This window comes from Mariniradius sediminis (genome assembly GCF_021491425.1).
Classification (GTDB): Bacteria; Bacteroidota; Bacteroidia; order Cytophagales; family Cyclobacteriaceae; genus Mariniradius; species Mariniradius saccharolyticus.
This window is the reverse complement of the sequence record NZ_JAKEVZ010000004.1, coordinates 58,003-84,245: the sequence shown is the minus strand read 5'-3', so window position 1 is coordinate 84,245 and position 26,243 is coordinate 58,003. Positions and strand designations below refer to the sequence as shown.

20 protein-coding genes are annotated in these 26,243 nt (G+C 46.2%); 11 read left to right on the top strand and 9 right to left on the bottom strand.

Annotated elements, in window-relative coordinates:
* The first annotated feature begins 34 nt into the window (after window positions 1-34).
* Window positions 35-256 carry a DUF2795 domain-containing protein gene (locus tag L0U89_RS06515; RefSeq protein WP_008625540.1) on the top strand — a complete coding sequence of 74 codons (222 nt, stop codon included), beginning with the start codon at window positions 35-37 and terminating at the stop codon, window positions 254-256.
* 39 nt (window positions 257-295) lie between these two features.
* Here the strand turns inward: L0U89_RS06515 and L0U89_RS06510 are convergent, their stop codons facing one another.
* The 5 genes from L0U89_RS06510 to queA form a co-directional block, all read right to left on the bottom strand.
* Entirely contained in the window at window positions 296-1,030 is a 735-nt protein-coding gene (locus L0U89_RS06510) for a LytR/AlgR family response regulator transcription factor (protein WP_234860791.1), read from the bottom strand.
* Entirely contained in the window at window positions 1,005-2,069 is a 1,065-nt protein-coding gene (locus tag L0U89_RS06505) for a sensor histidine kinase (RefSeq protein ID WP_234860790.1), read from the bottom strand. The genes L0U89_RS06510 and L0U89_RS06505 overlap by 26 nt, the downstream gene beginning before the upstream one ends.
* A 3-nt stretch (window positions 2,070-2,072) precedes the next feature.
* Window positions 2,073-2,858 (bottom strand): LiaF transmembrane domain-containing protein, encoded by a 786-nt coding sequence (locus tag L0U89_RS06500; protein WP_234860789.1) that lies wholly within the window; start codon window positions 2,856-2,858, stop codon window positions 2,073-2,075.
* 130 nt (window positions 2,859-2,988) lie between these two features.
* Window positions 2,989-3,669: a 2-C-methyl-D-erythritol 4-phosphate cytidylyltransferase gene (locus tag L0U89_RS06495; RefSeq protein WP_234860788.1), complete on the bottom strand. Its 681-nt coding sequence runs from the start codon at window positions 3,667-3,669 to the stop codon at window positions 2,989-2,991.
* Between the two features lie 107 nt (window positions 3,670-3,776).
* Complete coding sequence (gene queA / locus L0U89_RS06490; protein WP_040479309.1) at window positions 3,777-4,826, bottom strand: tRNA preQ1(34) S-adenosylmethionine ribosyltransferase-isomerase QueA; 1,050 nt, start codon at window positions 4,824-4,826, stop codon at window positions 3,777-3,779.
* A 125-nt stretch (window positions 4,827-4,951) separates the two neighbouring features.
* On the opposite strand from queA, the gene L0U89_RS06485 reads away from it, so the two are divergent.
* A complete protein-coding gene (locus tag L0U89_RS06485) occupies window positions 4,952-6,196 on the top strand; it encodes an ABC transporter permease (RefSeq protein WP_234860787.1) in 1,245 nt (414 codons plus the stop codon).
* A gap of 63 nt (window positions 6,197-6,259) precedes the next feature.
* On the opposite strand, the gene recA is transcribed toward L0U89_RS06485, so the two are convergent.
* The gene (recA, locus tag L0U89_RS06480; RefSeq protein ID WP_234860786.1) at window positions 6,260-7,288 is read right to left on the bottom strand and encodes a recombinase RecA; all 1,029 of its coding nucleotides are present in this window, start codon (window positions 7,286-7,288) and stop codon (window positions 6,260-6,262) included.
* 178 nt (window positions 7,289-7,466) lie between these two features.
* Here recA and L0U89_RS06475 point away from each other — a divergent pair, with 178 nt between their 5' ends.
* From L0U89_RS06475 to tsf, 8 genes are all read left to right on the top strand, one after another.
* Window positions 7,467-8,255, top strand: coding sequence for a DUF3108 domain-containing protein (locus L0U89_RS06475; RefSeq protein WP_234860785.1), 789 nt, complete (start codon window positions 7,467-7,469; stop codon window positions 8,253-8,255).
* Between the two features lie 152 nt (window positions 8,256-8,407).
* Window positions 8,408-9,097 (top strand): response regulator transcription factor, encoded by a 690-nt coding sequence (locus L0U89_RS06470; RefSeq protein WP_234860784.1) that lies wholly within the window; start codon window positions 8,408-8,410, stop codon window positions 9,095-9,097.
* 4 nt (window positions 9,098-9,101) lie between these two features.
* Window positions 9,102-10,178, top strand: coding sequence for a sensor histidine kinase (locus tag L0U89_RS06465; RefSeq protein ID WP_234860783.1), 1,077 nt, complete (start codon window positions 9,102-9,104; stop codon window positions 10,176-10,178).
* A 165-nt stretch (window positions 10,179-10,343) separates the two neighbouring features.
* Window positions 10,344-11,054, top strand: coding sequence for an RluA family pseudouridine synthase (locus L0U89_RS06460; RefSeq protein ID WP_234860782.1), 711 nt, complete (start codon window positions 10,344-10,346; stop codon window positions 11,052-11,054).
* Between the two features lie 121 nt (window positions 11,055-11,175).
* Window positions 11,176-11,619: a 50S ribosomal protein L13 gene (gene rplM, locus L0U89_RS06455; protein WP_008625597.1), complete on the top strand. Its 444-nt coding sequence runs from the start codon at window positions 11,176-11,178 to the stop codon at window positions 11,617-11,619.
* Window positions 11,620-11,630: 11 nt separating this feature from the next.
* Window positions 11,631-12,017 (top strand): 30S ribosomal protein S9, encoded by a 387-nt coding sequence (gene rpsI, locus L0U89_RS06450; protein WP_040479313.1) that lies wholly within the window; start codon window positions 11,631-11,633, stop codon window positions 12,015-12,017.
* 41 nt (window positions 12,018-12,058) lie between these two features.
* Window positions 12,059-12,820 (top strand): 30S ribosomal protein S2, encoded by a 762-nt coding sequence (gene rpsB / locus L0U89_RS06445; RefSeq protein WP_008625601.1) that lies wholly within the window; start codon window positions 12,059-12,061, stop codon window positions 12,818-12,820.
* 192 nt (window positions 12,821-13,012) lie between these two features.
* Entirely contained in the window at window positions 13,013-13,843 is an 831-nt protein-coding gene (gene tsf, locus L0U89_RS06440; RefSeq protein WP_008625602.1) for a translation elongation factor Ts, read from the top strand.
* Window positions 13,844-13,940: 97 nt separating this feature from the next.
* Here the strand turns inward: tsf and L0U89_RS06435 are convergent, their stop codons facing one another.
* Window positions 13,941-15,395, bottom strand: coding sequence for an arylsulfatase (locus L0U89_RS06435; RefSeq protein ID WP_234860781.1), 1,455 nt, complete (start codon window positions 15,393-15,395; stop codon window positions 13,941-13,943).
* A gap of 466 nt (window positions 15,396-15,861) precedes the next feature.
* Between L0U89_RS06435 and L0U89_RS06430 the strand changes: the two genes are divergently transcribed.
* The gene (locus L0U89_RS06430; RefSeq protein WP_234860780.1) at window positions 15,862-21,993 is read left to right on the top strand and encodes a S8 family serine peptidase; all 6,132 of its coding nucleotides are present in this window, start codon (window positions 15,862-15,864) and stop codon (window positions 21,991-21,993) included.
* 235 nt (window positions 21,994-22,228) lie between these two features.
* Here L0U89_RS06430 and L0U89_RS06425 read toward each other — a convergent pair whose 3' ends face one another.
* A complete protein-coding gene (locus tag L0U89_RS06425; RefSeq protein ID WP_234860779.1) occupies window positions 22,229-22,843 on the bottom strand; it encodes a DUF4230 domain-containing protein in 615 nt (204 codons plus the stop codon).
* 137 nt (window positions 22,844-22,980) lie between these two features.
* Window positions 22,981-26,235 carry a S41 family peptidase gene (locus L0U89_RS06420; protein WP_234860778.1) on the bottom strand — a complete coding sequence of 1,085 codons (3,255 nt, stop codon included), beginning with the start codon at window positions 26,233-26,235 and terminating at the stop codon, window positions 22,981-22,983.
* Window positions 26,236-26,243: the final 8 nt, after the last annotated feature.

Below are 26,243 nucleotides of genomic sequence, written 5' to 3'. Positions count from 1 at the left end.
GCCGCTGAGGCAGTAAACATTAAAAACTGACACTATGTATTGGACATTAGAACTTGCGTCTTACCTGGAAGATGCGCCATGGCCCGCGACAAAAGACGAGTTGATCGACTACGCAATCCGTTCCGGTGCTCCTTTGGAAGTTGTAGAAAACCTCCAAGAACTAGAGGATGACGGCGAACCGTACGAAAACATTGAAGAGATTTGGCCGGATTATCCGACGAAAGACGACTTCTTCTTCAACGAGGATGAATATTAAAAAAGCCCGACTTCGGGCTTTTCCTTTTTTTTGACAGGTTTACAATCCCAGAACAGACTTCAACTTAGGATAGCCTGTCTTGCTAACGGGCACCGTTTCCCCCCCTCTCAACTTCAACAAGTACCCTTCCTTTTCATACGGCTCAATTTTTGTGATTTCGGCGATATTGACCATGTAGGACCGATGAACCCTCACGAATGAATCGGGCGGCAGGGACTTTTCAAAATAGGAAAGTGTCTTGTTTTTCAGGAATTTCCCCTCTTTGGTGAAAATATTGACGTAATCGTCATTGGCCTCGAGGTATTTGATTTCGGGTACCGGGATGATCTTAATCTCGTTTTTCACCTTGAGAACGACCCGCTGCGCAGCCTCTTGATGGGTTCGCTCCTCGGATTCAAGCATCTCTTTCAGCGCCACCGTTTGCTCCAACTGTAGAAATTTCTCAATGGATTTTGCAAATCGTGCTTTGGAAAAAGGCTTGAGCAGATAATCCACTGCATGGGTATCAAAGGCCTTGAGGGCATATTGGTCAAATGCGGTCGTGAAAATTACAGCCGGCGCATCTTCCACCAATTCGAGCAATTCGAAACCATTCAGTTTCGGCATCTGCACATCCAAAAACATCAGGTCGGGCTTCGAGGTCTGCAATGCCTTGAGCCCTTCAAAGCCATCATGGCAAACTTTGATGATTTCAAATTGGGGATATTCCGCCAAGTATTCTTTGACGATTTCTGTAGCCAAAGGCTCATCATCCACTATGAGTACTTTGAACATAGTATTGGGGTATTTTTAAAGTTACCAAAAACTCGTTTTGATGGGTTTGGGTCGACAGCAAATCCGCCCTCCCATACAATAGGAACAGCCTTCGCTTCACGGACTCCAATCCAAAACCCTCGCCGGAGGGCTCCCCTCCCATGCTTGGATCATAAGGATTTGAAATCAGGACCTGCAAGTCGTTGCCAATTTTGGCAAATTCCAGGCTGATTTGGACCTCTCCTGTGATACCGTATAGTCCGTGCTTGATGGCATTCTCCAGAAGTGGCTGCACCATCAGCGGCGGGAGTTTCATCGAGAGGCTATTTTCATCTACTTTGAAAACGACCGAAAGACGATGTCCAAACCGGACCTTTTCGATCTCCAAATAAAGCTCCAAGTAATTCCGTTCCTCCTCCACAGACAGCCACTTTTTATCATCCTTCTTGATCGTTCCCCGGAGGAAATCCGCCAATTGCAGGACCATTTCACGTGCTTTGTCGGGTTGGCTCTTGACAAGCGCACTGATGGAATTGAGGCTGTTGAAAAGGAAATGCGGCTGAAGTTGCTGGCGCAAATGGAAAAGCTCAGCCTCCTTTGCCATCTGGGCAATTTTCTCCTGGCGCTCCTTGGTTTTTATTTGATCGTCAACTTTTCCATAAAAAACCAAGATCGTCGACCAAGCCAAACTCATGAGGATAAAAAACATCAGCCGAATAGGATACGAAAACGCCACCATTTCAAGGTATCCTGAATTATTTGTCATCAGCCACTGCATCAGATAGCTGCCTAAAAATGTCAGCACAACTGACAGCATGACTGATAGCAAAACGACAAGCCACCACTCAGAGCTTTTCGGTACATAAAACCGAAAGACATTCTCCAGCATCGTCAAACCTATGAGCAAAAGGACGATTACAACGGCGCTATCTGTCAATGCCAATGAAATTGGATAGCCGTAGTGCTGCAGGAGAAAAACTATGGCCGTCATCCCAAGGAGGATGACAGCCAAGGCCTTTAGCCAATTCAGACTCTTCGCAAAAATGATGTCCCGGATCACTGTTTAGAAGGATTTGATTTCAAGGCCTCCGAAGATGATCGAGCCGTAGATTTTCAACACCTTGGTAGAATCCGCCACGTTGGGGTTGTACATGCGCTTGTCCTCGATCCCTGCGAAGATATTGGACACGTTGATCTGCAGGTCCCAATGTGGTGGCACCACCAATTTCACCCCACCGAAAGCTACTTCCACATTGAGAATGGCGCCGTCAGCGATATCCGCCTGCGAAAGGTCAATCTCGGTGCCACCGAAAATTGCGGAGGTCTTGCCTCCCCTGAAGTTTTTGGATAGTACCCGCTTTTGTATCCCCGTAAAGAGTGCCTGCGCATTCAAGACATCTCCTGTTTCAACAAAAGTCCCATTTCGGAAAGTACTGGTTCCTTCACCTCCTGCATTTGGGTCGGATGGATTGTTGACATTTTTTTGGTAGGACTTGAAAAAATCCTCGTTGAACATCTTGTCATTGCGTTGCTTTTTGGCAATCAGGTAAAGGCCCAAGAGTATCAAGCCCGCTGGAATCAAAAATGGTTCGAATTCAACCGGGAAACCGAAATTCTTTTTTACCAAGAAGAATGAACCAAAAAGAATCATGAACACTCCGAATCCGCTTTGGTACTTGTTTTTTACCAAGCTTACCACACCAATGGCGATAAGGATCATTGGCCAGGTGAATACCCAAGATGGGAACCAAATACCGAGGGCTTTGAGCAAAAGCACACCACCGATGATGAGAATCACGATACCTGCCGTGATGTCGTTGTTTCCGGAATTGAATTTACGTTTTGACATGGTCTTTAAAATTAGGTTTTTGTTTCAGATGATGTGTCAAAACTAGGCCGATCGCCTCCGAAATCTGAGTGGGATTAGGCAATCACCGACCAAAACTCGGTGAACACCACGATTTAATCGGTAAAAAAAATCAGTGTCCGGTCTTACTTGCCAAGTACTCGGCGAAATCCATGTCCTCCGGCGTTGTAATTTTGATGTTTTCGGCATTTCCCGAAATCAAAGTCACCTGCCATCCCTGATGCTCATACACCGTGGCATCATCGGTGAAATGCACCAACTCAGGGACCTGAAAAGCCCTTTTTATTTTCGCCAACTGAAAAGTCTGGGGTGTCTGGACCAGGCGGAAGTATTGCCTTTCTTGGAAAAAGGATTTTCCGTCGTCCGAAAGCCTGCGGATCGAATCCTTCAACGGGACTACTGCAATCGCCGACCCTGTCTTTTCTGCAACTTCAAAACTCTCCCGAATCACCTCATGTCTGACAAATGGGCGTACGCCATCATGAATTGCCACCAGCCCTACTTCTGAATTGATCGCGTCAAGGCCATTTTTAACTGATTGAAAACGACTTTTTCCGCCCCCGACCAAGCGATGCGGAATGGTGAATTTGTAATCCAATATTAATGATTCCCAATAGTCAAAATCAGCCGACGGAATTGCCAAAATTAATTCCACATCGGGAACCGCATCCCGGAACCGCTCTAGGGTATGCATCAAAATGGGCTTCCCCGCTACAGGAAGGTACTGCTTGGAAATGGGCGCCCCCATTCTTTTTCCGCTGCCACCGGCGACTATCAGTGCAAATTTCTTCATACTTGTTCTTTTTGGCGCAAAGCTATCTTTTTACATCTCGCCTTATTTTATCCAAAAATGATCGAATTGTGAACAATAAAAAAGGGCCCTTTCGAGCCCTTCATTTTTTAGAGGATCAACATCGCGTCTCCGTAGGAGAAGAACCTGTATTTTTCCTTGATTGCTTCTTTGTAGGCTTTCATCACCAAATCATACCCGCCAAAGGCAGCCACTGTCATCAGCAACGTAGATTCAGAAAGGTGGAAGTTGGAAATCAAGGCGTTTGCAATCTTGAAATCATAGGGAGGGATGATAAATTTATCGGTCCAGCCTTTGCTGATTTTTAGTCTGGCATTCGCGGTTACGGAAGATTCCAGGGTCTTCAAGGAAGTCGTACCGACGGCAACTACTCGCTTTTTATTATCCAAGGCTTCGTTGACCAAGTCGACGGTCTTCTGTGGGATATCGTAATTTTCAGAATCCATTTTGTGCTTGGTCAGATCTTCCACATCTACCTGCCTAAATGTCCCCAAGCCCACATGCAATGTAATAGGCGTGACATCCACTCCCCTCAGCTCCAAGCGCTTCAGCAAATGCGGCGTAAAGTGCATGCCCGCAGTCGGGGCAGCGACAGCACCGACGTGCTTCGCAAAAATTGTCTGATACCTATCCCTGTCTTCTGCTTCGATTTTCCTTTCGATATATTCTTTCAACAAAGGAGTCTCGCCTAGGCTGTCGATAGTCTTATAAAATTCCTCATCCGAACCATCAAAGAGAAACCTTATGGTTCTTCCTCTGGAGGTTGTATTGTCGATTACTTCAGCCACCAAGTCGGAGTCACCGAAATACAGCTTATTACCAACCCTGATTTTCCGTGCAGGATCCACCAATACATCCCAAAGCCTCAAGTCTTGATTGAGTTCCCTCAACAGGAACACCTCTATCTTCGCGCCTGTCTTTTCCTTATTTCCATACAACCTCGCAGGAAATACCTTCGTATCGTTGATCACGAACACGTCGCCGTCTCCGAAGTATTCAATGATATCCTTGAAAACCCGATGCTCAATTTGCCCGGTTTTTTTGTGGACTACCATCAAACGGGATTCGTCTCTGTTGGGTGTTGGGTAAAGGGAGATGAGTTTTCTGGGGATGTCTAATTTAAAGTCGGATAACTTCATATGGTGAATGAGTAGGGTATGCTATGTTGATTAATCTTTCTTTAATATTTAAAAAGTGCAAAGTTAAAAATAAAAATCCCCAATTCTACTTATATTGCTGATTAGTTTTTAAACAAACCAACTACGTGCAATTTATCAACCTCGTGTGGGAAAGTATCCGCTTCGCGATGCAGGCCCTCAAATCAAACCTCACCCGCACCGTGCTATCCCTGCTCGGGGTTACAGTCGGGATTTTTGCGATCATCGCAGTGTTCACCTTGGTGGATTCCTTGGAGAAAAACATCAAATCCAGCTTCACCTTTCTAGGCACGAATGTCGTCACTGTCAACCGATTCTTTTTTGTCGGTGGACCGGATTATCCATGGTGGAAGTTTATCCGAAGGCCGTATAATACCTATTCCGAATACCTTTTTTTGAGGGAAAATCTCAAAAACAGTGAAGCGGTTTCCTTTTCAGCCTCTGCCAATACTACTGTGCAGCAAGCCAGCAATGCCTTCCAAGGTGCAGACCTTACAGGAATCACTTATACCTACCAAGATGTATATGACCTTCCACTGCAATCCGGAAGGTTTTTTACAGAATCCGAAATAAGCTCAGCAAGGAACGTGGCGCTGATTGGGACCAAGATCGCAAGTACGCTTTTTCCCGGCACCGATGCCCTTGGAAAAGAAATCAAGATCAAGGGACGGAAGTTTGTAGTCATTGGGATTTTTGAGGAAGAGGGCGAGGGCCTTTTCGAGATTGCCTCCAAAGATCAAGCGATCATGATCCCGTACTTTAGCTTCACGAAATTGTTTTATGTTGGAAAAAACGGCATCGAACCCAGTATTGCCGTGAAGGGGCAGGAAACAGACATCGGACTGGTTTCTCTCGAGAATGAATTAGTGGGACTGATGCGCGCCAAAAGGGGTTTGAAACCTGCAGAAGAGGACAATTTCTCCCTCAATAAATCCGAATTCTTGATGGATACAATCGGATCGGTGTTTGACGTAATCTCGGGTGCGGGGTGGGTGATCGGCGGATTTTCGATCCTCGTGGGTGGATTCGGCATCGCCAACATCATGTTTGTCTCCGTGAGAGAAAGGACCAATATCATCGGTATCCAAAAATCACTCGGCGCAAAAAACTACTTCATTCTGTTCCAATTCTTGTTTGAAGCGATTTTCCTAAGCCTTATTGGAGGTTTTGCAGGTCTACTGATCGTATATGCATTGACATTTATTCAACTTGGCTCGCTCGAGCTGATACTCTCACTCAAAAACATCGTCTTGGGAATCGGGATTGCATCCGTGATTGGACTAGTTTCCGGTTTGGTTCCAGCAATCGTGGCCGCAAGACTTGACCCTGTCGAGGCGATCCGCGCGACCTAGAAATAAAACAAGGCTCCAAATTGGAGCCTTTTTGATTTATATAATATAAAAGAGTCGCAAGAATCAATCTTCGCCCTTTTCTTCCTTTAATTTGGCACCCAATCCTGCCTTTTCCTTGATTCTTCTTTCCAATTCTTCCGCCAACTCAGGATTGTCAAGCAATAGTTCCTTGACGGCATCACGGCCTTGGCCAAGCTTGTTGCCATCGTAGGAAAACCAAGAACCTGCCTTCTTGATTATCTCAAACTCGACACCGAGGTCAATGATTTCACCTACTTTGGATATGCCTTCTCCATACATAATGTCAAACTCCACGACTTTGAAAGGCGGCGCAACTTTGTTTTTCACGACCTTCACCTTAGTTCGGTTACCAACCACGTTGTCCGCACCTTCCTTGATTTGACCGATTCTTCGGATATCCAATCGGACAGATGCATAGAATTTCAAGGCATTACCGCCCGTGGTAGTCTCTGGGTTACCGAACATCACGCCTATTTTGTCACGCAGCTGGTTGATAAAAATACAGGCACAGCCGGTCTTGTTTATAGCCCCGGTAAGTTTTCTGAGCGCTTGGGACATCAACCTTGCCTGCAAGCCCATCTTACTTTCGCCCATTTCGCCTTCGAGTTCTCCTTTTGGAACCAATGCTGCCACGGAGTCGATGACGATGATGTCGATAGCCCCTGAACGAATCAGGTGCTCGGCAATTTCCAATGCTTGCTCACCGTTGTCGGGCTGGGATATCAGCAGATTTTCGGTATCGATACCCAATTTCTCTGCATAGGTTTTGTCAAACGCGTGCTCGGCATCAATAAAGGCCGCAAGTCCGCCAGCTTTCTGTGCCTCGGCAATGCAGTGCATGGTCAAGGTTGTCTTTCCGGATGATTCTGGACCATAGATTTCGATTACCCTTCCCCTTGGTATACCGCCCACTCCCAATGCCATATCCAAACCCAAGGAACCCGTAGAGATCGCAGGTATATCCTGAACAGTATTGTCACTGAGTTTCATGACGGTACCTTTCCCGTAGGTTTTCTCGAGTTTGTCGATGGTAAGCTGCAGCGCTTTTAGCTTTTCTGTATTTGCGTTCATATTATTAATTTAACATTTCGATGATTTGAATAATTAAAATTAAAGACGGATACTTGGGATACCAACCCATGCTGTCAGTGCTTCGTATTTTGTTGTTGGAAGCAATAAATTGGCTACCTTAATCCGTTGCTAATATTGTAAGAAGATTTGAGATGCTTTCGACAGAAGTTTTAATTTAATGAAAAACTACCTGAAAAAGTCAGTAATTGTCGTAATTATTTTTTTAGGCTACCTGCACGTCTGCCTAGCGCAGAAAAACAATTCGTTCAGGGAAGGAGAGGAATTATTGTTCAAGGTTTCCTATGGTTTTTTTGACGCTGCCGAGGCCAGGATGGTCATCCAGCCCGCCGTGGTACCCTTCAACAACAAACCGACTTACAAGATCGATGTGTATGGTCAGACATTGGGGATATTCAAGCTATTCTATGTCAATGACAATTGGGGAAGTTACGTAGATACCGCTTATATCATTCCCCATCATTCGTACCGATTTATCGAAGAGGGACGGTATAAGAAGAATGAAAGGGTCACCTTCGACCATCAAAATAAACAGGCCGTGGTGAAGCTTTTTGACAGGGATGACAAGGAAGTGGTAGAAACGAAGCAGTTCCCTATACCTGCTAACGTGCAGGATATCGTCAGTGGGTTTTACCATCTCCGCACGATGGATATGAAAAAATTCAAAAAGGGGGATTTGATCACCTTGACCGGCTTTTTTGACAAGGAAGTATACACGATCAAGATGCAATACAAAAGGAAGGAAAAAATAGAGACCAATATCGGCACTTTTGATGCTTATGTTTTGTCGCCGATTATTCCCAAAAATAAGCTCTTCAGAGGCGAGCAGCCGGTCACGGTTTGGGTGTCTGACGACATGAATAAAATTCCTTTGAAGATAAAAGCCAAATTGGTGGTAGGTTCGCTCGATATGGAAATCATGGATGCGAAAGGCCTGAGAAACAATTGATTCATGATTTGGTAACACTGGATTAACATTGCCCCATCCAAAAAAAATTTTGTGTTGTTTTTAGCTTTATCTACGTCTGCCAGACGTATTCATGTTTTGCCGTTCTTTAAATTAGCATCATATTAGCCTAATAAAAAAACCACAATCTACCCATGGGTGACAAGCAAAAAGTCAAGGTATTGGTCGTCGATGACGAGCCGGATATCGTGGACCTACTTACTTATAACCTCAAAAAAGAAGGCTACGAGGTGGAATCCGCGGAGGATGGCGTGAAGGCAGTAAAAATCGCCTCCAAATTCCAGCCTGACGTGATTCTGCTTGATATCATGATGCCTATCCAAGACGGTGTGGAGACCTGCCGCCAACTGAGGGAGATACCTGAGCTCAAAGGCACTTTTATTATTTTTCTGACCGCGCGAGCTGAGGAATACTCCGAAATCGCAGCATTTGACGTCGGGGCGGACGATTACATTACGAAGCCTATCAAGCCACGGGCCTTGATGAGCCGCATCGCGGCCTTGTTCAGACGGGAGTCCAAAAAAGAACAAGAGCTCACCCAAATCAAGATCAAAGACCTCATCATCGACCGCACGAGTTATACGATCGACAAAAGCGGCAAAACGATCACCCTTCCCAAAAAAGAATTCGAACTGTTGTATTTTCTTGCAAAAAACCCGAATATGGTTTTCAGTAGGGATGATCTTTTGCAGAATATCTGGGGAGCGGATGTCTTTGTCCTCGCTAGGACAGTCGATGTACACATCCGCAAAGTCAGGGAAAAAATCGGCGAAGATTATATCACTACTGTCAAAGGCGTAGGGTATAAATTCGATCTGAACTAGCTGCATGTTTACCACTTCGAGGGGGATTTCTTTGGTGTTGGCCTTGGCTATATCAGCCTTGACAGTGGCTTTTCTTTTTTTGATGGAGGATGCGACCCCTACCCTTTTGGTCGTTGCAGGTGGTATCTCTTTTTCCGTCTCTTATATTTTGATCAATGTGACGCTGGAATTCCTCATTTTCAAGGAAATAGCCAATATCTACAGTGTCTTGGAGAAAATCCAAAAAAAGGACTACTCCGCCGTCACGGACAAGTCCGACAGCCTGTCGATCTCCCCGCTCAAAAAGATCAACAAAACAATCAACACCTACGCACAGGCAAAAAACAAGGAGATCGAAACCCTTCAGAAAAACGCCGAATTCCGAAGGGAATTTATCGCCGATATCTCCCACGAACTCAAGACTCCGATTTTTGCAGCGCAAGGGTATATCCATACGCTCCTCGATGGTGCTGTGGATGACAAATCCGTCCGGCTGAAGTTCCTCAAGCGCGCTGCGAAAAGCCTAAATTCGCTCGACAAACTTGTCCACGACCTCCTCACGCTCAACCAAATGGAAAGCGGGGAGATCAAGTTCAATTTCGAAAAATTTGACCTGCGGGAGATGATCCTCGAGGTCATCGAAGACATGGAACATAAAGCCTCCAAACGACAGGTGCTGATCCGATTTTTCTATGACAAGGAAAAAACCTTCATCACCCATGCCGACAAGGACAAGATCTTTCGGGTCTGCCAAAACCTCATCTCCAACGCCATCAAGTACAACAATGACGGCGGCGAGGTCGAAGTACACCTCAAGCCCCATAAAAACCACATCACCGTCGAGGTCAAGGACAACGGCAAAGGCATCCCTCCCGAGGATATCAAGCGGATTTTTGAGCGGTTTTACAGGGTGGAAAAAAGCCGTTCCCGCGAAATGGGCGGCACAGGACTCGGGCTAGCGATCGTGAAGCATATCCTCGAGGGCCACAAGACCAAGATATCCGTCAGCAGCACCGTCGGCAAGGGCTCCATTTTTAGCTTTGAGTTGCCATTGGACAAAGCGGCCATGGAATTTCCACCCAAAAGCCCTGCAGCCGTATAGTTTCTTTGATTTTTTCACATGTTTGAGGCTATGTAGTTCTTTTCATTGGAAAAAGGCAAATCTCTACAGGCTCCTGCCCCGGGTTTTTCACTATCAGTTTTCCAATCTGTTTTTTTTCCTCCCCGATTTCAATACCTTTGCGCGCTTATTGGGCGCGTAGGCTGCATGAAGAAGATTGACTTTCAGGAACTGATTCTGTTTGAAAACGAGGATTACCTTGTCATCAATAAGCTTCCCTATGTATCGACATTGGACGACCGTCACGAAGCGCAGAATATTCTGGACTTGGCCAGACAATACACCCCTGATGCCCAGGTGTGTCACCGGCTGGACAAAGAAACCTCAGGCTGCTTGGTCATTGCCAAGCACCCCGAAGCCTACAGGAATATTGCGATTCAGTTTGAGAACAGAAAAGTGGACAAAGTCTATCATGCAGTCGTGGAAGGCATTCACGAGTACGACAACTTGCTCGTAGACCGCAATATCCACGCAACCAACAAAGGCATCGCCAAGATAACCAAGGAAGGCAAGCCGGCACAGACCTACTTCACCACGCTGCGGACTTATTATGGGCATTCCCTGATTGCCTGCAGGCCCGTGACGGGAAGGCTACACCAGATAAGGGTGCATTTGGCCCATCTGAAGACGCCTATCTGTGGAGATGAGACCTACGGCGGCAAGCCACTTTATTTATCTGCCTTGAAGCGGCGGTTTAACCTTAAAAAAGATACAGAGGAATTGCCCATCATGCAGCGGGTGGCGCTCCATGCGTTTGGGATTGGATACGAAGGATTGAAAGGAGAGCGGATCGAAGTAGAAGCTCCATACCCCAAAGACTTCGATGTCCTGGTCAAACAATTGGAGAAAAATCGCTAACCCAAAGAAAATGTGGGCAATAATGTGCTTTCTTTTGTTTGAAAAAGAAAATACTTCTATCTTTGTGTCCCTTTTTGAGGGTGAAGTATACATAACAAGCTAATAAACAAACATTTACACAGTGGATACATTAAGCTACAAAACCAAATCAGCGAATGCACAGACTGTAGAGAAAAAATGGATCGTAGTGGACGCCCATTCTGCAGTGCTAGGTAGATTTGCCAGTGAGGTTGCTAGAATCCTGAGGGGCAAGCACAAGCCTTATTTCACCCCTCATGTGGACTGCGGAGACAACGTGATTGTCATCAATGCAGACAAGGTAAGGCTGACCGGCAGAAAGATGGACGAGAAAGTCTATGTACGTCATACCGGTTATCCAGGCGGACAGCGGATCTCTACCCCAAGGATGTTGAAGGAAAAATCAGCTTCCATCTTGGTAGAAAAAGCCGTAAGGGGAATGCTTCCCAAAAACAGATTGGGAAGGGATTTGTACAGAAACCTGTTTGTGTACAACGGTCCTGAGCATCCACATGCCGCACAGCAACCTAAAGAAGTCAAATTTTAATCTAGCAGTTCATGGAAATCATCAACACAATCGGTAGAAGAAAGACATCTGTCGCAAGAATCTACATGAAACCCGGAAAAGGCGAGATCACGATCAATGACAGGTCGATCGAGACTTATTTTCCGTTTGAGCTGCACCAGATCATTGTCAAGCAACCACTGGTGCTTGCAGGCGTGGATGGCACCTATGACATCAAGATCAACCTGGACGGCGGAGGCATCAAAGGACAAGCAGAGGCAGCCAGAATGGCTATCTCCAGAGCGCTTTGCGAATTCGATATCGCCCACAGGCCAGCCTTGAAAAAAGAAGGATTCCTTACCCGTGACCCAAGAATGGTCGAGCGTAAGAAGCCAGGACGCAGAAAAGCCAGAAGAAGATTCCAGTTCTCCAAACGTTAATTGGGACTTTATATACCCTTTACTTTCATATTTATCTATTAATGGCACAATTAGAATATAAAGACTTACTGGATGCTGGTGTTCATTTTGGACACTTGACGAGAAAGTGGGATCCAAGAATGGCGCCGTACATCTTCATGGAGAAGAACGGAATCCATATCATTGACCTCAACAAAACGCTTGTTTGCCTCGAAGAAGCATCCAACGCAATCAAGCAGATCGTTCGCTCAGGTAAAAAAGTCATGTTCGTCGCTACCAAAAAGCAGGCGAAAGACTTGGTGGCCGACGAAGCAAAAAGACTCAACATGCCTTTCGTGACCGAAAGATGGCTCGGCGGTATGTTGACCAACTTCGCCACCATCCGCAAATCCTTGAAGAAGATGTCTTCCATCGACAAGATGATGAAGGAAGATTCCTACAAGAACCTGGCGAAGAAAGAAAGACTCATGGTCAGCAGACAGCGCGAGAAATTGGAAAACGTGTTGGGCGGTATCTCCGACTTGACCAGACTTCCTGCTGCTTTGTTTGTCGTTGACATCAAGAGAGAGCACATCGCGATCTCAGAAGCACAAAAGCTTGGTATCCCTGTTTTCGCATTGGTAGATACAAACTCCAACCCCAACGAGGTGGATTTCCCTATCCCAGCCAATGACGATGCTTACAAATCAATATCCTTGCTCGTCAAAGCGTTTGGTGCAGCCATCGAAGAAGGTCTCTCCGAGAGGAAAAGAGACAAAGAAGATGCTAAGCTGACCGAAGAGGAAGAAGCTAAAAGAGCTGTCGACGCCGAGACACAAGAATAATCCACTTTGATTTCATTTATTCAAAAGATTGAACATGTGGCCCCGGCCTGTGTTCAATTTTTTGTTTCTAACAGACCTTTGAGGTTTTTATCACTACAAAGGCTTTTCAGGAAATTTCCAACCTCGAAGGTCTTTGTACCTGCTGGTTGATCAAACAGACAAAAAGTTTAATCTCATAAATTGACTAAAACAATGGCAATTACTGCACAAGAAGTAAACAAATTGAGGCAAATGACCGGTGCCGGCATGATGGATTGTAAAAAAGCCCTAACAGAAGCAGAGGGTGATTTCGAAAAAGCAATCGACATCTTGAGGAAAAAAGGTCAAAAGGTATCTGCTTCCAGAGCCGACCGCGAAACCAAAGAAGGTACAATCGTCATCAAGACCAGTGCAAACGGTACCACCGGAACCTTGCTTTCATTGACCTGCGAAACGGATTTTGTGGCCAAAAACGAAGAATTCGTGGCTTTCGCAAATACAGCCTTGGATTTGGCGATCGCAAACAATGCAGCTACAGCTGCGGATGTTTTGGCGATTCCATTCGAAGGCATCACCATCGGCGAGAAAATCATCGAGCTTACCGGTAAAATCGGTGAGAAAATCGAAATCTCCCACTTCGAAGTCGTGAAGGGTGAAGCTGTAGTTCCTTACATCCACTCCAATGGCAAATTGGGCGTGTTGGTTGCGTTGAAAAACGTAAACGGTGCAGCTGTGGAAGAGGCTGGCAAAGATGTGGCTATGCAAATCGCTGCCATGAACCCAGTTGCTGTTGACAAAGACGGCGTAGATGCTTCGATTGTAGAAAGAGAAATCGAGATCGGCAAAGACCAAGCGAGACAAGAAGGCAAGCCTGAGGAAATGCTCGAAAAAATCGCCCTTGGCAAATTGCAGAAGTTCTACAAAGAGAGCACTTTGCTGAGCCAAGCCTTTGTAAAGGACAACACCAAATCCATCGCACAGTACTTGGACGGCGTCAGCAAAGGCCTGACAGTATCTGCTTTCAAACGGATCTCCATCGGCTAATCCCAGATACCCGAATAGCAAAAGAACCTTCGAAAATTCGGAGGTTTTTTTGTTTATGTGGGCGAATAACAAGTTCGGAAAGACCTTTACGCGTCCCTTACTCAAAAAGCGGAAAAACGGCATTCGGACGATGGGCTTCCGCAAAAAGTCTGTTGAACTCCGAGACCAAATCAGGGTATTGATCCACCAGGTTTTTTGTTTCGGAAGGATCGTTGCGAAGATTGTAAATCTCCATCGGTGGATTTGGATTGTTTTTCACATTCAGTCTTACGGCTTTCCAGTCACCCATCCGAATGGCCTGCTTCCCCCCTTGCTCCACAAACTCCCAGAATAGATACTTGTGTTGAACTTGCCTCCCCTTTCCCAGTAGCGTGGGGACCATCGATATCCCATCCAACTCCGAGTCAATGGACACTCCCGCCAATTCGACAAATGTCGGCATCAAATCCCAAAATGCGGAAATATGGTCTGAAACCGAACCTGCTTTTATTTTTCCTGGCCAGTTGGCGATCATTGAGGTTTTGATTCCCCCTTCGTACAAATCCCGCTTGTATCCTCTGTAAATCCCATTGCTGTCAAAAAAGTCTGGATCATTGCCACCTTCTTGGTGGGGTCCGTTATCAGAGGCAAAGACGATGAGTGTATTCTCCCGGATGCCAAGTACTTCTAGCTTCGCAATGATTTCACCGACATGGGCATCAAGTTTTTCGACCATCGTGGCATAGGTCGCCCTTGGATGTTTGACGGATTGGTAGCCAGGGATATCGATGCCGGGTCCATAGTCCCACCCCGCTGCCGCCACAAACTCCCTTTCATCGCCAAACCTCTCCCGATATTTCTTAAAAATCGGACTCTCCTCATCCGCAGCCAATTCCGCATGCGGGATGACCATCGGTACATACATAAAAAAAGGCTTGCCGCTATTTGCCTCAATAAATTCCAAAGCGGCTTTTTGGATCACATCCGGCGCAAAAGTGGCTTTGTTTGTCCAGTCATTCCCAGGCAGAAAAACCTTCTCTGAATTCAGCCAAAGGTATTCTGGAAAATAGCGATGGGCATATCGCTGGCAATTGTAGCCAAAAAACTGGTCGAACCCCTGTCTGTTTGGGTCACCCGAAGAGCCGACAAATCCCAAGCCCCATTTTCCAAACGCACCGGTTGCATAACCAGCCCTTTTCATCATTTTGGGTAAAGTAAGTACAGAATCAGGCATGGGATGCTGTCCCTCGGGTTGGATTTCCTTGTTTCCCCTGATTGGCGTGTGGCCAGTATGCAAACCCGTCATCAGCGCAGCCCTCGATGGGGCGCACACGGTCGCGCCGGAGTAATGGTTGGTGAAAAGCATCCCCTCTCGTGCCAACTTGTCCAAATTGGGTGTCTCTATCTTGGTTTGCCCTGTAACTCCCAAGTCACCATAACCCAAATCGTCGGCCAGAATGAAGATGATATTTGGCTTGACGGATTTGTTGGTCTGCCGGTCTGAAGTAATTGGGTAGACATCCCAACAAATGGTCAGAAAAAAAACAAGCTGAATGAAATGTGAATTCTTCATGCTAGGAATCTATAGATAAATCCCTTCTTTTCAATCAAAAATATTGAAAAATGACCCTTACATGTTGACAATCGCAATACACTTAGAACTTCCCAAAAAACTCTCAGGTAAATTCTTTACATAATTCAATCCAATAATCGAATAATTCTTTCCTTGAAGCCATAATTGAAAAAAATCAATAAAATACCAACCTAAATCTTTATTACCTAATAATTAAATTTTTATTTGCTTGTGAGGTTATGTTTTTTTCGTACCTTTTAAAGTCTATTTTGAGTAATGAAAACTGTATTTCATTCTAAACCAAACATGGATGTTTTTAAAAGTACTTTACAACCCAATGAAATAAATCAGTTATCGAATGAACCCTTCGACTGTAACTTTTGAGAATTCCAACACAACCCAACTCATCATGAAAAATATTTTGTCAAACTTGAAATGGCTTTGCCTTTTTTTTATAGGCATAAATATGTCGTATGGCCAAACAGTAAGGCTGGAACAAGGCCAAAACGGAGGCATCAATAAACCTGCAGTAAGTCCAGTCAACTGGGCAACAGGAAATTCCAATGAAAGCAACAGCCACTTTTTTGAGGGACAATCGATCCCTTACAGGCTTACAATTTCAAAATTGAGATCTGGTTCTCAAGGTGTTGTCGAAATTGAGTGGGATACCCGAAGCAACAGTAAAAGTGCCATCGATTTTATAACAGGTTTTGACAGGATTTGTGAGGTTGTAGAGCCGGTCTCCAGCTTACCATTTGGTTCATCATCCTACAACTATGCTAATATTCCGGCACCCGGTGGAAGCGCTGGAATGCCAAGGGAGAGTTTCAATAACCTACCTGCCGAAGAACGGAGACTGGCAATCCATGGCGGTACATTTGGGACAATCAGCTACGTAGTTCAGCAGAGCCCAACTGGTACGACAGCGATCACGAGATTGAGAATCCCATTTACTGTTAATAGCACCCCAAGTGGCAACAATAACACTGTGGTCATTGCGTGGGGTGGGCATATCGCGAGCGCCAGCGATTGGGGTGAAGGCAACTCTGCTTCAAGCATCAATGGCTCACCTTATCATACCCGGGTTGTTTCATTGAATGGAAAATCTGTCGGTAGTCAAGACAGGTCAGTTCAGGCAGCCTCTACGTCGGTGGATTTGGACGGTGAATGCGAAATCCAAGGCCCATCCGAGGTCTGTGCAGGAAATCTAGCGACATATTCAGTGCCCGAGGGTGCAGAAAACTACCTCTGGTCAATTACTGGGGAAGGTCAAATAATGGGAGGTCAAGGATCCAATTCAATTTCGGTCAATTGGACAGGCGCGGGCACAGTCTCGGTAGAAATTACCAGCCAATCCTCTTGCGGCCCAGTGTCTTGTTCCAAATCCGTTGAACTTTCAACTCCAGCCAATTTGACTATCGAAGATGCTTTGGTATGTAGTGACGAACTCGGCGGTAGTACCGCTGTAATCGATTTGAATGATTACGCAACTACCGACCAGGGCAACTTGGTGTTCAGAAAAATTCTCCAAGATCAAAGCACAATCGAAATCCAAGATCCATCAAACTACATTGCCACCTCTGGAGATGTGATTCAGGTTGAACCCCAATCAGTCGGAGCATGTGCAGAGGAACCTGCGACTTTTTCAATTACAGTTGCTCAAAGACAGACATTTGGAGTTTGTGCACCTTTCGCAGGAAAGGTTTATGACCTGATCGGATCCGAACTCACAATGCTTTACAATCTATTCGATCCAGAAAATCCGGTCGAAACGAATGAGGTATATTACATTGAGGGATCAAAAGTGCTCGTTGAGATTATTTTCAAGGACAAGTCGAACTTGCCAGCCCTGATCGGATTGTTGGAATCTCAATACCAATTTGAATTTACCTCTGATCTGATCGACATCGAGGAGTTTGAAGACGATTTTGTCATTGCCGGTTTCTTACCAATCGGTTTGTTGGAGCAAATCAACCAAGAAGTACTTTATATTCAGGAGATTCGCCCAGCATTTCCTCCGGTCACCAATAAGGGCATCACCACTACACAAGGGGACAAAGTGATGCGATCTGACTTGGTAAAGTTTGGTTATTCCCATTTTGAGGGAGACCCGACCATAAATGGCGCCGGTGTGAAAATCGGCGTGCTGTCAGACAGCTATGCGACCAGGACTGATGACGGCGTAAACCCACTTGCAGTTGACATTGCAAATGGTGACTTGCCATCTGAACTTTATTTCTCCAAAGATTTGCCAAGCAGATACGGCAAGGGGACTGATGAGGGCCGTGCAATGATCCAAATCATACACGATGTCGCTCCTGGTGCCCAGTTGGGCTTCAGGTACGGCGTCGTAACTGCCGGGGATTTTGCAAAAGGTATTTTGGAATTGGCCGAAGCCGGCAGCGACATTATCGTTGACGACATTACCTACATCACCGAACCATTCTTCAAAGATGGACGGGTAAGTAGGGCGGTCAACCAAGTGACGGCTGATGGAGTCTCCTATTTTACCTCAGCGGGCAATTTTGGCAGCAAATCGTTCGAAGGAACCTTCAATCCTGTGGTTGACAACACGGTCAGCCTACCGTTGAACGGAGGTGTTTGGCCAGAAGGGCGGGTACACCAGTTTGCCAATGGCAGGAATACGCAATCCATAAAAGTTTTCCCAGGTCAGACCGGTCCTGCAGTTTATATGATCGCACTTCAATGGGATGATCCATTATTTTCAATTGAACAGCAAGGAAGCCAATACGACTTGGACATCTATCTAAAGAACTTTCAGGGAGTGCCTCTGTTTGGTTTTAACAGGAACAACCGAAATGGAGATCCAATCGAGGTTTTGTCATTTACCGTCACAGAAGAGACTACGGTTGAGTTGCTCCTAGCAAGAGAATGCGACAGTTGTGGTGACCTTGATTCCAACAGAGGGATTAAATTTAAATACGTTGTGTTCCGTGGGGAACTTGACCCAGAGGCCCAAAATGACATAAATTCATCCACGATTATCGGACATGCCAACTCAGAAGGTGCTATGACCGTAGGTGCAGTCCTTTATGCCAATACTTCGGTATTTAATTTTGACCCAAGCCTTGTACCCGCTGGCACTCCTCCTTTTACGGTAGCTACTTTCTCCTCACGTGGGGGAACAACTACCGAAAATGAGATCAGAAACAAACCGGATTTTGTGGGACCAAACGGCGTCAACACGACGGTAAATCTTGGCGCTCAGGATTTGGAGAATGATGGCTTCTCCAATTTCTTTGGAACCTCCGCCGCAGCGCCACACGCGGCCGCAGTGGCTGCACTGATCAAGCAGGCAAGGGTGAAATATTATCCAACTACCAATCCTCCAGGATGGATTGGTGGTCCAGGGGTAAGTCTTCCAGCGGATATCAGACGGGTGATGTCGAGTACTTCACAGGACATGCATGAAGCGGGGGTTGATTTCAAATCTGGGTCAGGTATGGTGAGAGCTGATCGCGCCTTGCTGACATTGGCAAACCCAAATCCCGAAATCATTGCGCTGGTATATGATCAAAACACTGGCTTGGGTGAGGTTGAATTCCAACTGACAATTACAGGGAAAAACTTCAATGAATCCTCAGAGGTCTTTTTGCGTGACGAGAAGCTTCCATCAACATTTGATGAAAACACTGGAAACTTGTTGGTCACTGTACCCAAATTTGAAGGTAATCCTGACATTACAGTAGTCAATAATCCGATTTCTGAGACCCAAACCGATGGAGGTACAGCTGGTCCTGTCTTCTTCTTCGACGTGATCAAGAAAACAGTGGCGATTAAACTTGACAACCAAACCAAAAAATACGGACAGGTACTTAATCCACTCACTTTCAGTATCGTAGAGCTAGCCGAGGGCAATATCTGGGTGCCTAGTGCATTGACTTTGGCTGAGATTGGGTTAACCACAGATCCAAATGACCCCAATAGCGCGCTGAGACTTCTTTCACTGTCGAGCCCGATTTTTGACCTTGGAGGAGAGTTGGCTGAGGTAGGCACCTATATCATCCGGGCATCCCATCCCAGGACTGGGTTCGCGTTCGCTGATTTCTACAATTATGCAGGCACGCTTCAGGATGGTCTTGTACAATATCCATCCGCCACTTACAGGGTAGAGCCGCTCGCAATAACGATTCAACCTAAGGGTCTATCCATCACGTTCGGCGAATCGATATCCGACAATCTTGAATTTGATGTAATTATTCCAGCGGAATTAATTCAAGATGGGGAGAAAACTCTCATCACCGACCCCCAAGTGATCAAAGACAAAGTGATCGAGCAGTACCTCGCAGACCTTGCTCTCGCCAAACAAATTGGAGATAATAGCCTACCGCTTGGAATTTTCAATGGCCGAACCATCTTCAATCAAGAAACCCTTGTGAACAAAAGCTTCATGGTCAGTGCGAGAACAATGATCAATGCTCGAACAATGATCAATGCTCGAACAATCATCAACTCAGCATTTGATGTCCCGGCGGAAGCATTCGTGGATTATCTCGATAATGAAGAAGATCAAGTCACAAAGCCAGTTTCGATCAATGGAAGACCGATGATCAACGCAAGGACAATCCTCAATGCCCGAACCATAGTAAACGGCAGAACCATCCTCAACGCTCGAACAATCATCAATGCGAGGACTATTCTCAACGCTCGGACGATCATCAATGCGAGGACAATCCTCAACAGTACCGAAAATGCTGAAATAGAATCCGAAAACAATAGTTTGGTAGTGTTTAGCGAAAACGACCTTGACTTGGCCGTGGAAGGAGAAAATGCTACTTTGGGCAAATTCTATGATTTTGGAGCTGAAATAGAAGGAGAGGAAGATGACTTCAATTTGGAGTTTTTCTCAATCAATATGGTCACCGGTTCGGATGTTGGAAGCCATTTCATTATACCTGGAACCTTTGATTCCAGAAACTTCAGAACCTCTTATTTACCTGGAGCGTTGGAGATCACTCCTGCGACGCTCAACGTAACAACTGAAGCAAATCCTGAAGAGATCACCTTCGGAGATCCCAATCCTGCCTTTAGCAGTAATTTTGAAGGATTTGTATTCAGTACCAAATTCTTGAATCCACAGAAAGAAGAAGTAATCCTCGAGGACAATGCTGAAACAATAGTCGAAAGCGTTGTTTACAAACTGAACTCAGGGGCTTTAGAATTCCCATCAACAGGCACAATAGCTGCTGGAAATTATTTGGTAAAACCAGAGATCACATTGATTGATCCTTCGAATTACGTCTTGGGTAATGTTTCTAGGGGCATGCTTGCGGTCGAAAAGGCGACTCCAACTGTCCAAATTACGGGTGGAACATTTGAATTTGACGGTAATCCGAAACCAGCTACGGCAACGGTATTCGGTGTTGGAGGTTCAAGCGATCTACTCAACCCAGATTTGCTTACAATTCAATATGAAGGGGCGAATGGGACATCTTATGGTCCGACGCTCAGCCCTCCATCAATGCCTGGAAACTACCTCGCAATTGCACATTATGCGGGTGACGTAAATTACACAACTGCAAATTCCGTATATACCTCTTTGACTATCATAGGCTGCGTGAATGCCGCACCAGCTATTGGAAGCTTTGCGACAGCCAAAGGTGCAGGAAGTACCGCTAGACCTGCCACCGTCCAAAGACCAGCGAACACCCAAATCGGCGATTTGCTCATAGTAGGATTGATGTTCGAAAAAGGTCAAGCGCCTTCTGTGACACCTCCAGACAATTCCTGGAAGCTGATTAGAAGGGTCAACCAAGGCAATCAGGTGGCAATGGTCACTTACTACAAAGTCATCACAAGCAACAATGAACCTGCATCGTATGGATTCAGCATCAGCCAAAGTCCAAAATGGACAATAGGCATTACCAGGGTAACTGGGGCGGACATTGCACATCCTAATGGCCCAATCGAGGCTTCGGTCGGTGCTTCAGGGTCACCATCTTTGACGGCCACTATTCCAACCATTAATACCAGTGCCTGCAATAGTATGGTAATGACCTTCTTTACTAATAAGAAAGATGCAACCTGGACGGCACCTTCTGGTTTCACGGAGGTATATGATGACCCGAATAACCAACAAGGCTTGACTTCGAACATGATGGCATTCCTTATCAAAACGGATCCTGGAGCGACCGGAAACCTAATCGGGCGGGCTTCAGTTAGCGAGAATTGGGTGGCACAAGCCATCGTTATCCGTCCAAAATCCATCCCTGTCGGAACACAAAACGCCAGGATCCAGGGAACAGCTGCTTCGGAAATCTTGTCGACAAACTCTGAGTCGTCAGAAGCCCAAGGCACTAAGATTGACAATCCGGCTAGCAAGCTCATCGCCTATCCAAACCCAGTCATAGATAGACTCCAAATCCAAATGAGTGGATTGGTTTCCGAGTTCTCTTCGGAGAGGGACATGTCGGTGATCGATGCAGTAGGTAGAACGCACTCCCTCAGGACGAATTGGTTCAAGCAGGAAGGGCGTCTAGAACTTGACTTTACCGGAGTCGCCGATGGACTCTATGTCATCACGCTGAGAACGGATCAAGGCTTGCAGACCGTAAGGGTGATCAAGAGATCACGGTAGTTTGTCTGAAACAATCAAAAAAGCCAGCCCGATTTGTGGGCTGGCTTTTTCATTTTGGACTGGAGATCAAAAGTCCAAGAATTCTTGCCTCGGCGATCTTCTGAATGCCTAATGGTAAAAGTGATCCCTACAATTCAGTCAATCATGATAAAGCCCGAGCCTCCGGCTAACCTCCGCAATGGAGGTTCATTTTCAAAAAAAGGAAAGATCCGTGGATATGACTTGGAAAAAGACCTTACCGCTGAAGGTTTCTCAATTGGTCCTGACCCTCGATCACGGTTTCATTGTATTGGAGTGTCCATCCAAGTGATTTGGTGACGATATAAATATTGACCAACTCGCCCATCAACCTTTCTCTGGAATTGTCGAGCAAATTGGACTTATCCACTTTTTCCCGAATGCGCTTACTGACGGTATTCTTGATTTTGTTGTAATCTGCTGCACCAAATTGGTTGAAATAGTCCTGGGTCACATCGTAGTACTCAATCTCGGGATAGATATTGACCACTGGATCCGGAATCTTCTTTAGAATCACAGTCTTGGTTTCCGGATTGATTTCGGTCTCCAAAGCCCTGAGATCATACTCCACTGTGACTTTGGCATTGGCGATGACAAGGGCCTTTTTGTCAGAGGTCCAAATATTCATGAACAAATCCCTCGAATTCTTGAAGGTAAAAACCTGCGAAAAATACCCCTCTGTCACGATCAGCTTGCCAACTTGTTCTATTTGTTGCTGAATCAATGCGGAATTCTCCAGGATTTCGTCCTTGGACTCCGTACTATTTGACCAAAACCAAATCCCGACAAATACTATGGCCGCAGCCAAAAACCCGAATACAAATCTGTTCATGATGCCCAATGGATGAATTCGAAATTTGGAGAAAAAATACCGTGCCACCAAGGCCCGCACAAGTTGATGTGGCGCATGGGAAACAAAAAAGCCGGTCAATTTCCTTTGACCGGCTTTTTGACTGTTGATTGCTTGCCTCAGTTCTTTTTCATTCCTTTTGAAGTTCTGTCTTCATAGGCAGGTGCTGGCGTCATTTTGGAAGGTTTGGAAGAAATCAGCTTCACCACTTCCTGAACTACCCGCTCCATCTGCGGATCGCGACCCTGCATAATCAGATTTGGATCATCCCACACGACGATATCAGGGCTTACGCCTTCTCCTTCCCAAAACCAATGTCCTGCATTGTCATAAAGCCTCGCATCGGGAACCGTAATCCCGCCCCCATCGATCAACTGATGGCCGGTGGCCGGTCCGACCAATATCCCGAGGGTATTTTCACCTACGACTGGACCTGCCTTGAGGACTTTGAATGCCCAAGGCAATCCGTCACCGCCCGATCCAGCCCAGCCATTGATCAGCATGCCCATCGGTCCGGTATTGGCTTTGATCGGGTTGGTATGATCGCGGCCGTTTCTCCAATGCAGATTGTATACAACCGGACGCAGCAGCAGTTCCATAAACCTGTCTGCCAACTGTCCGCCTCCATTGAAGCGTTCATCGATGATAAATCCTTTCTTGTCCAATTGTCCATAGTACATCGTAATGAGTTCACGCTGTCCGTCTCCCGCTGTATTGGACATGTAGATGTAGCCCAATTGTCCGTCCGAGAGTTTCTCGACCATTTTGCGGTTGTTTTCTATCCATTCGAGATAGATCAAATTACTTTCCTCCGCAGGTGTCAGGCAGGTGATAACAATATCCTTCGAAACTTCCGAATTGCCACTTTTCTGCCCGATTGTCAAGGACACGGTTTTTCCGCTCAAACCTTCAAAGGCCGCGTAAGGATCTTTGTTCGGATCGAGTTTGATGCCATTGACTGCGATGATATAATCGCCTTCCTTCACCTCCACGCCTGGCCGATCAAAGGGAGACCGTACCTCCGTGTTCCATGAAGCCGGCTTGACAATTCGCCCGATCTTATACCGATCCCCTTCTTTGGCCCACTTGATCCCAAGAAATCCCGTTAAGATTGGCGTAACGGATTCGGTATCACCGCCATTGGTATAGGTATGTCCTGCGGCCAACTCAGCCTGCATATTGGATTGGATATTGGTGATGTCCCAGCGTGTACGGGCGTCTTTGATGAGCGCACCGTATCTTTTCCTCATATCCTCCCAATCTACTCCCTGCATGTTGGGATCATAGAAGAAATCCCTGTATCGGCGCCAAGTATCATTGAATATTTGATTCCACTCTTCCCGCGCCACCCAATTCATGACCAGTCCGTTGGTCGGCACTGTTTTCTCCATCTTTTGTCCTGCATTGGCTGCTATCACTGCATACTGACCGTTGCTCGACACCAATATGGATTTGCCATCCGCTGTCACAGTATAATTGTTGACCTTGTCGAGGATGGTTTTTTCCTCCCGTTCTTTGATATCATAAAAAACCAAGGTGCCACCCATCTCACCCGACCCGGTTCTCGGATACCGCATGTAAATCAACTTATCTTCAATCGCGGACATTTTTCCAAAATTCCCTGGCTTGGCGGGAAGCAGCACAATCCGCGATTCCAAACCGTCAAAGTCAATATTTACCTGCACGCCGTTTGCTTTTTTCTCCTCCGGCTTCTTGTCACTTGCGATTGAGATCGTATCGTTTTTGGGAGGGAGAATGGAAGCAGTAGCTTTTGTCAAACTAATTGCCCCAAGCTGTGTGGTATTTGAATATACCCAGGTTCCATCGCCCAAGTCAGAGTAGATAGACTCCATGTTGCGATTGGTCTGAAAAAAAAGGTATTTACCGTCTTTGCTGAATACGGGAGACAAATCCTCGTAGAACCCGGAAGTCGCCTTGGTCAGTTTTTCGGAAGCAGTATCATAGATATGAATCGCTTGGTTTGCGTTTTCCTGGCCGATCGTAAAGGCGAGGTATTTGGAATCAGGCGACCAGTTGATCGGGAAACTAGGTGCACCACCGTGGCCTACGATCCAATAAGTATTCCCTGCTTTTTTGATTTGCCCGGAGGCAACATCTACAATCGAAATGTCATATTTCTCATCCAAGAAGGCGATTTTTTTGCTGTCCGGCGACCAATGCAGTGTGTAGCCAAATCCGGATTTCCTATTCGTCAACTTTTTGGGTTCTTGGCTTCCCTGCGAAGCTTGAAGGTAAATCTCATACTCCCCGGACTGGTCTGACCAATAGGCCACCGTCTTGCCGTCGGGCGACCAAGCCGGGCTATGGTCCAAGGCACCGCTGCTTTGGGTCATGTTTACAGTGAATCCTTCCTTTGCGGGGACATTGAAAAGCTCGCCACGGGCTTGCAAGACGACCCTTTTGCCATCCGGGGAAACTGTCATGTTGGCGATGCTCCTGCTGACATCCTTGAGTTGGGGAATCTCCACGGAAAGGTCAGAAATCACGCGGACATCGATCTTTTTGTAATTCCTGCTTGCCAAATCCATCAAATAAAGATCTCCCCCCATTTCAAATACCAAATCCTTTTCACTGGCAGAAAGAAAAGAGACATCAAAATCCTTGAAGTTGGTCAACTGCGACATGGCCTTAGTCTTGGTATCGTAGGCCCAGACATTGAGACGCATATCGGGATTCTCGTCCGAAAGGAAATAAACCGTATTCCCCGACCAAGCCGGCTTGCCGTCGATTGCGATCCGGTTGGTAATGTTTTCTACCTTGTTGGAAGCGACATCATATATCAAGATGTCGGAGTTATTGCCACTTCTGATCCGCTTGAAAGGGTAATTTTCCGTGATCTTCGTGATATAGGCCAATTGCTTGCCATCCGGAGAGAAGCTCGCCAATTCCCCATAGGGCAAGGGAAGTTTTTCCGGAAAACCTCCTTCTTTGCCGACGAGGAAAAACTGGTTGAGCAACCTGCGACCTCCGAGTTCTCCAGTCGACCCAATCAACAGCCGCTTCCCGTCCGGGTGCCAGTCGATCATTCTGTCTGGAAAAGATTTATACGTCACGCGTGTGGGCACACCACCGGTTACCGGCATTGAATAGACATCCAAATTCCCGTTGTAGCTGGCTGAAAAGGCGATCGACTTCCCATCCGGGGAAAATCGTGGCCAGGATTCTTCGCCCGGCGAATTGGTCAATTGGGTCGCCATGCCACCCTCTTTGGCAACCAACCAAATATCCCCGCCATACACGAAGGCGATTTGGGAATCCGAAACATCCATGTAGCGCATCAGCTTGGCATTGATTTGCCCCAGGGAGGGCAAGACAGATCCAACGAAAAAGAGAACGGTCAATAGTTTTTTCATAATAGTTA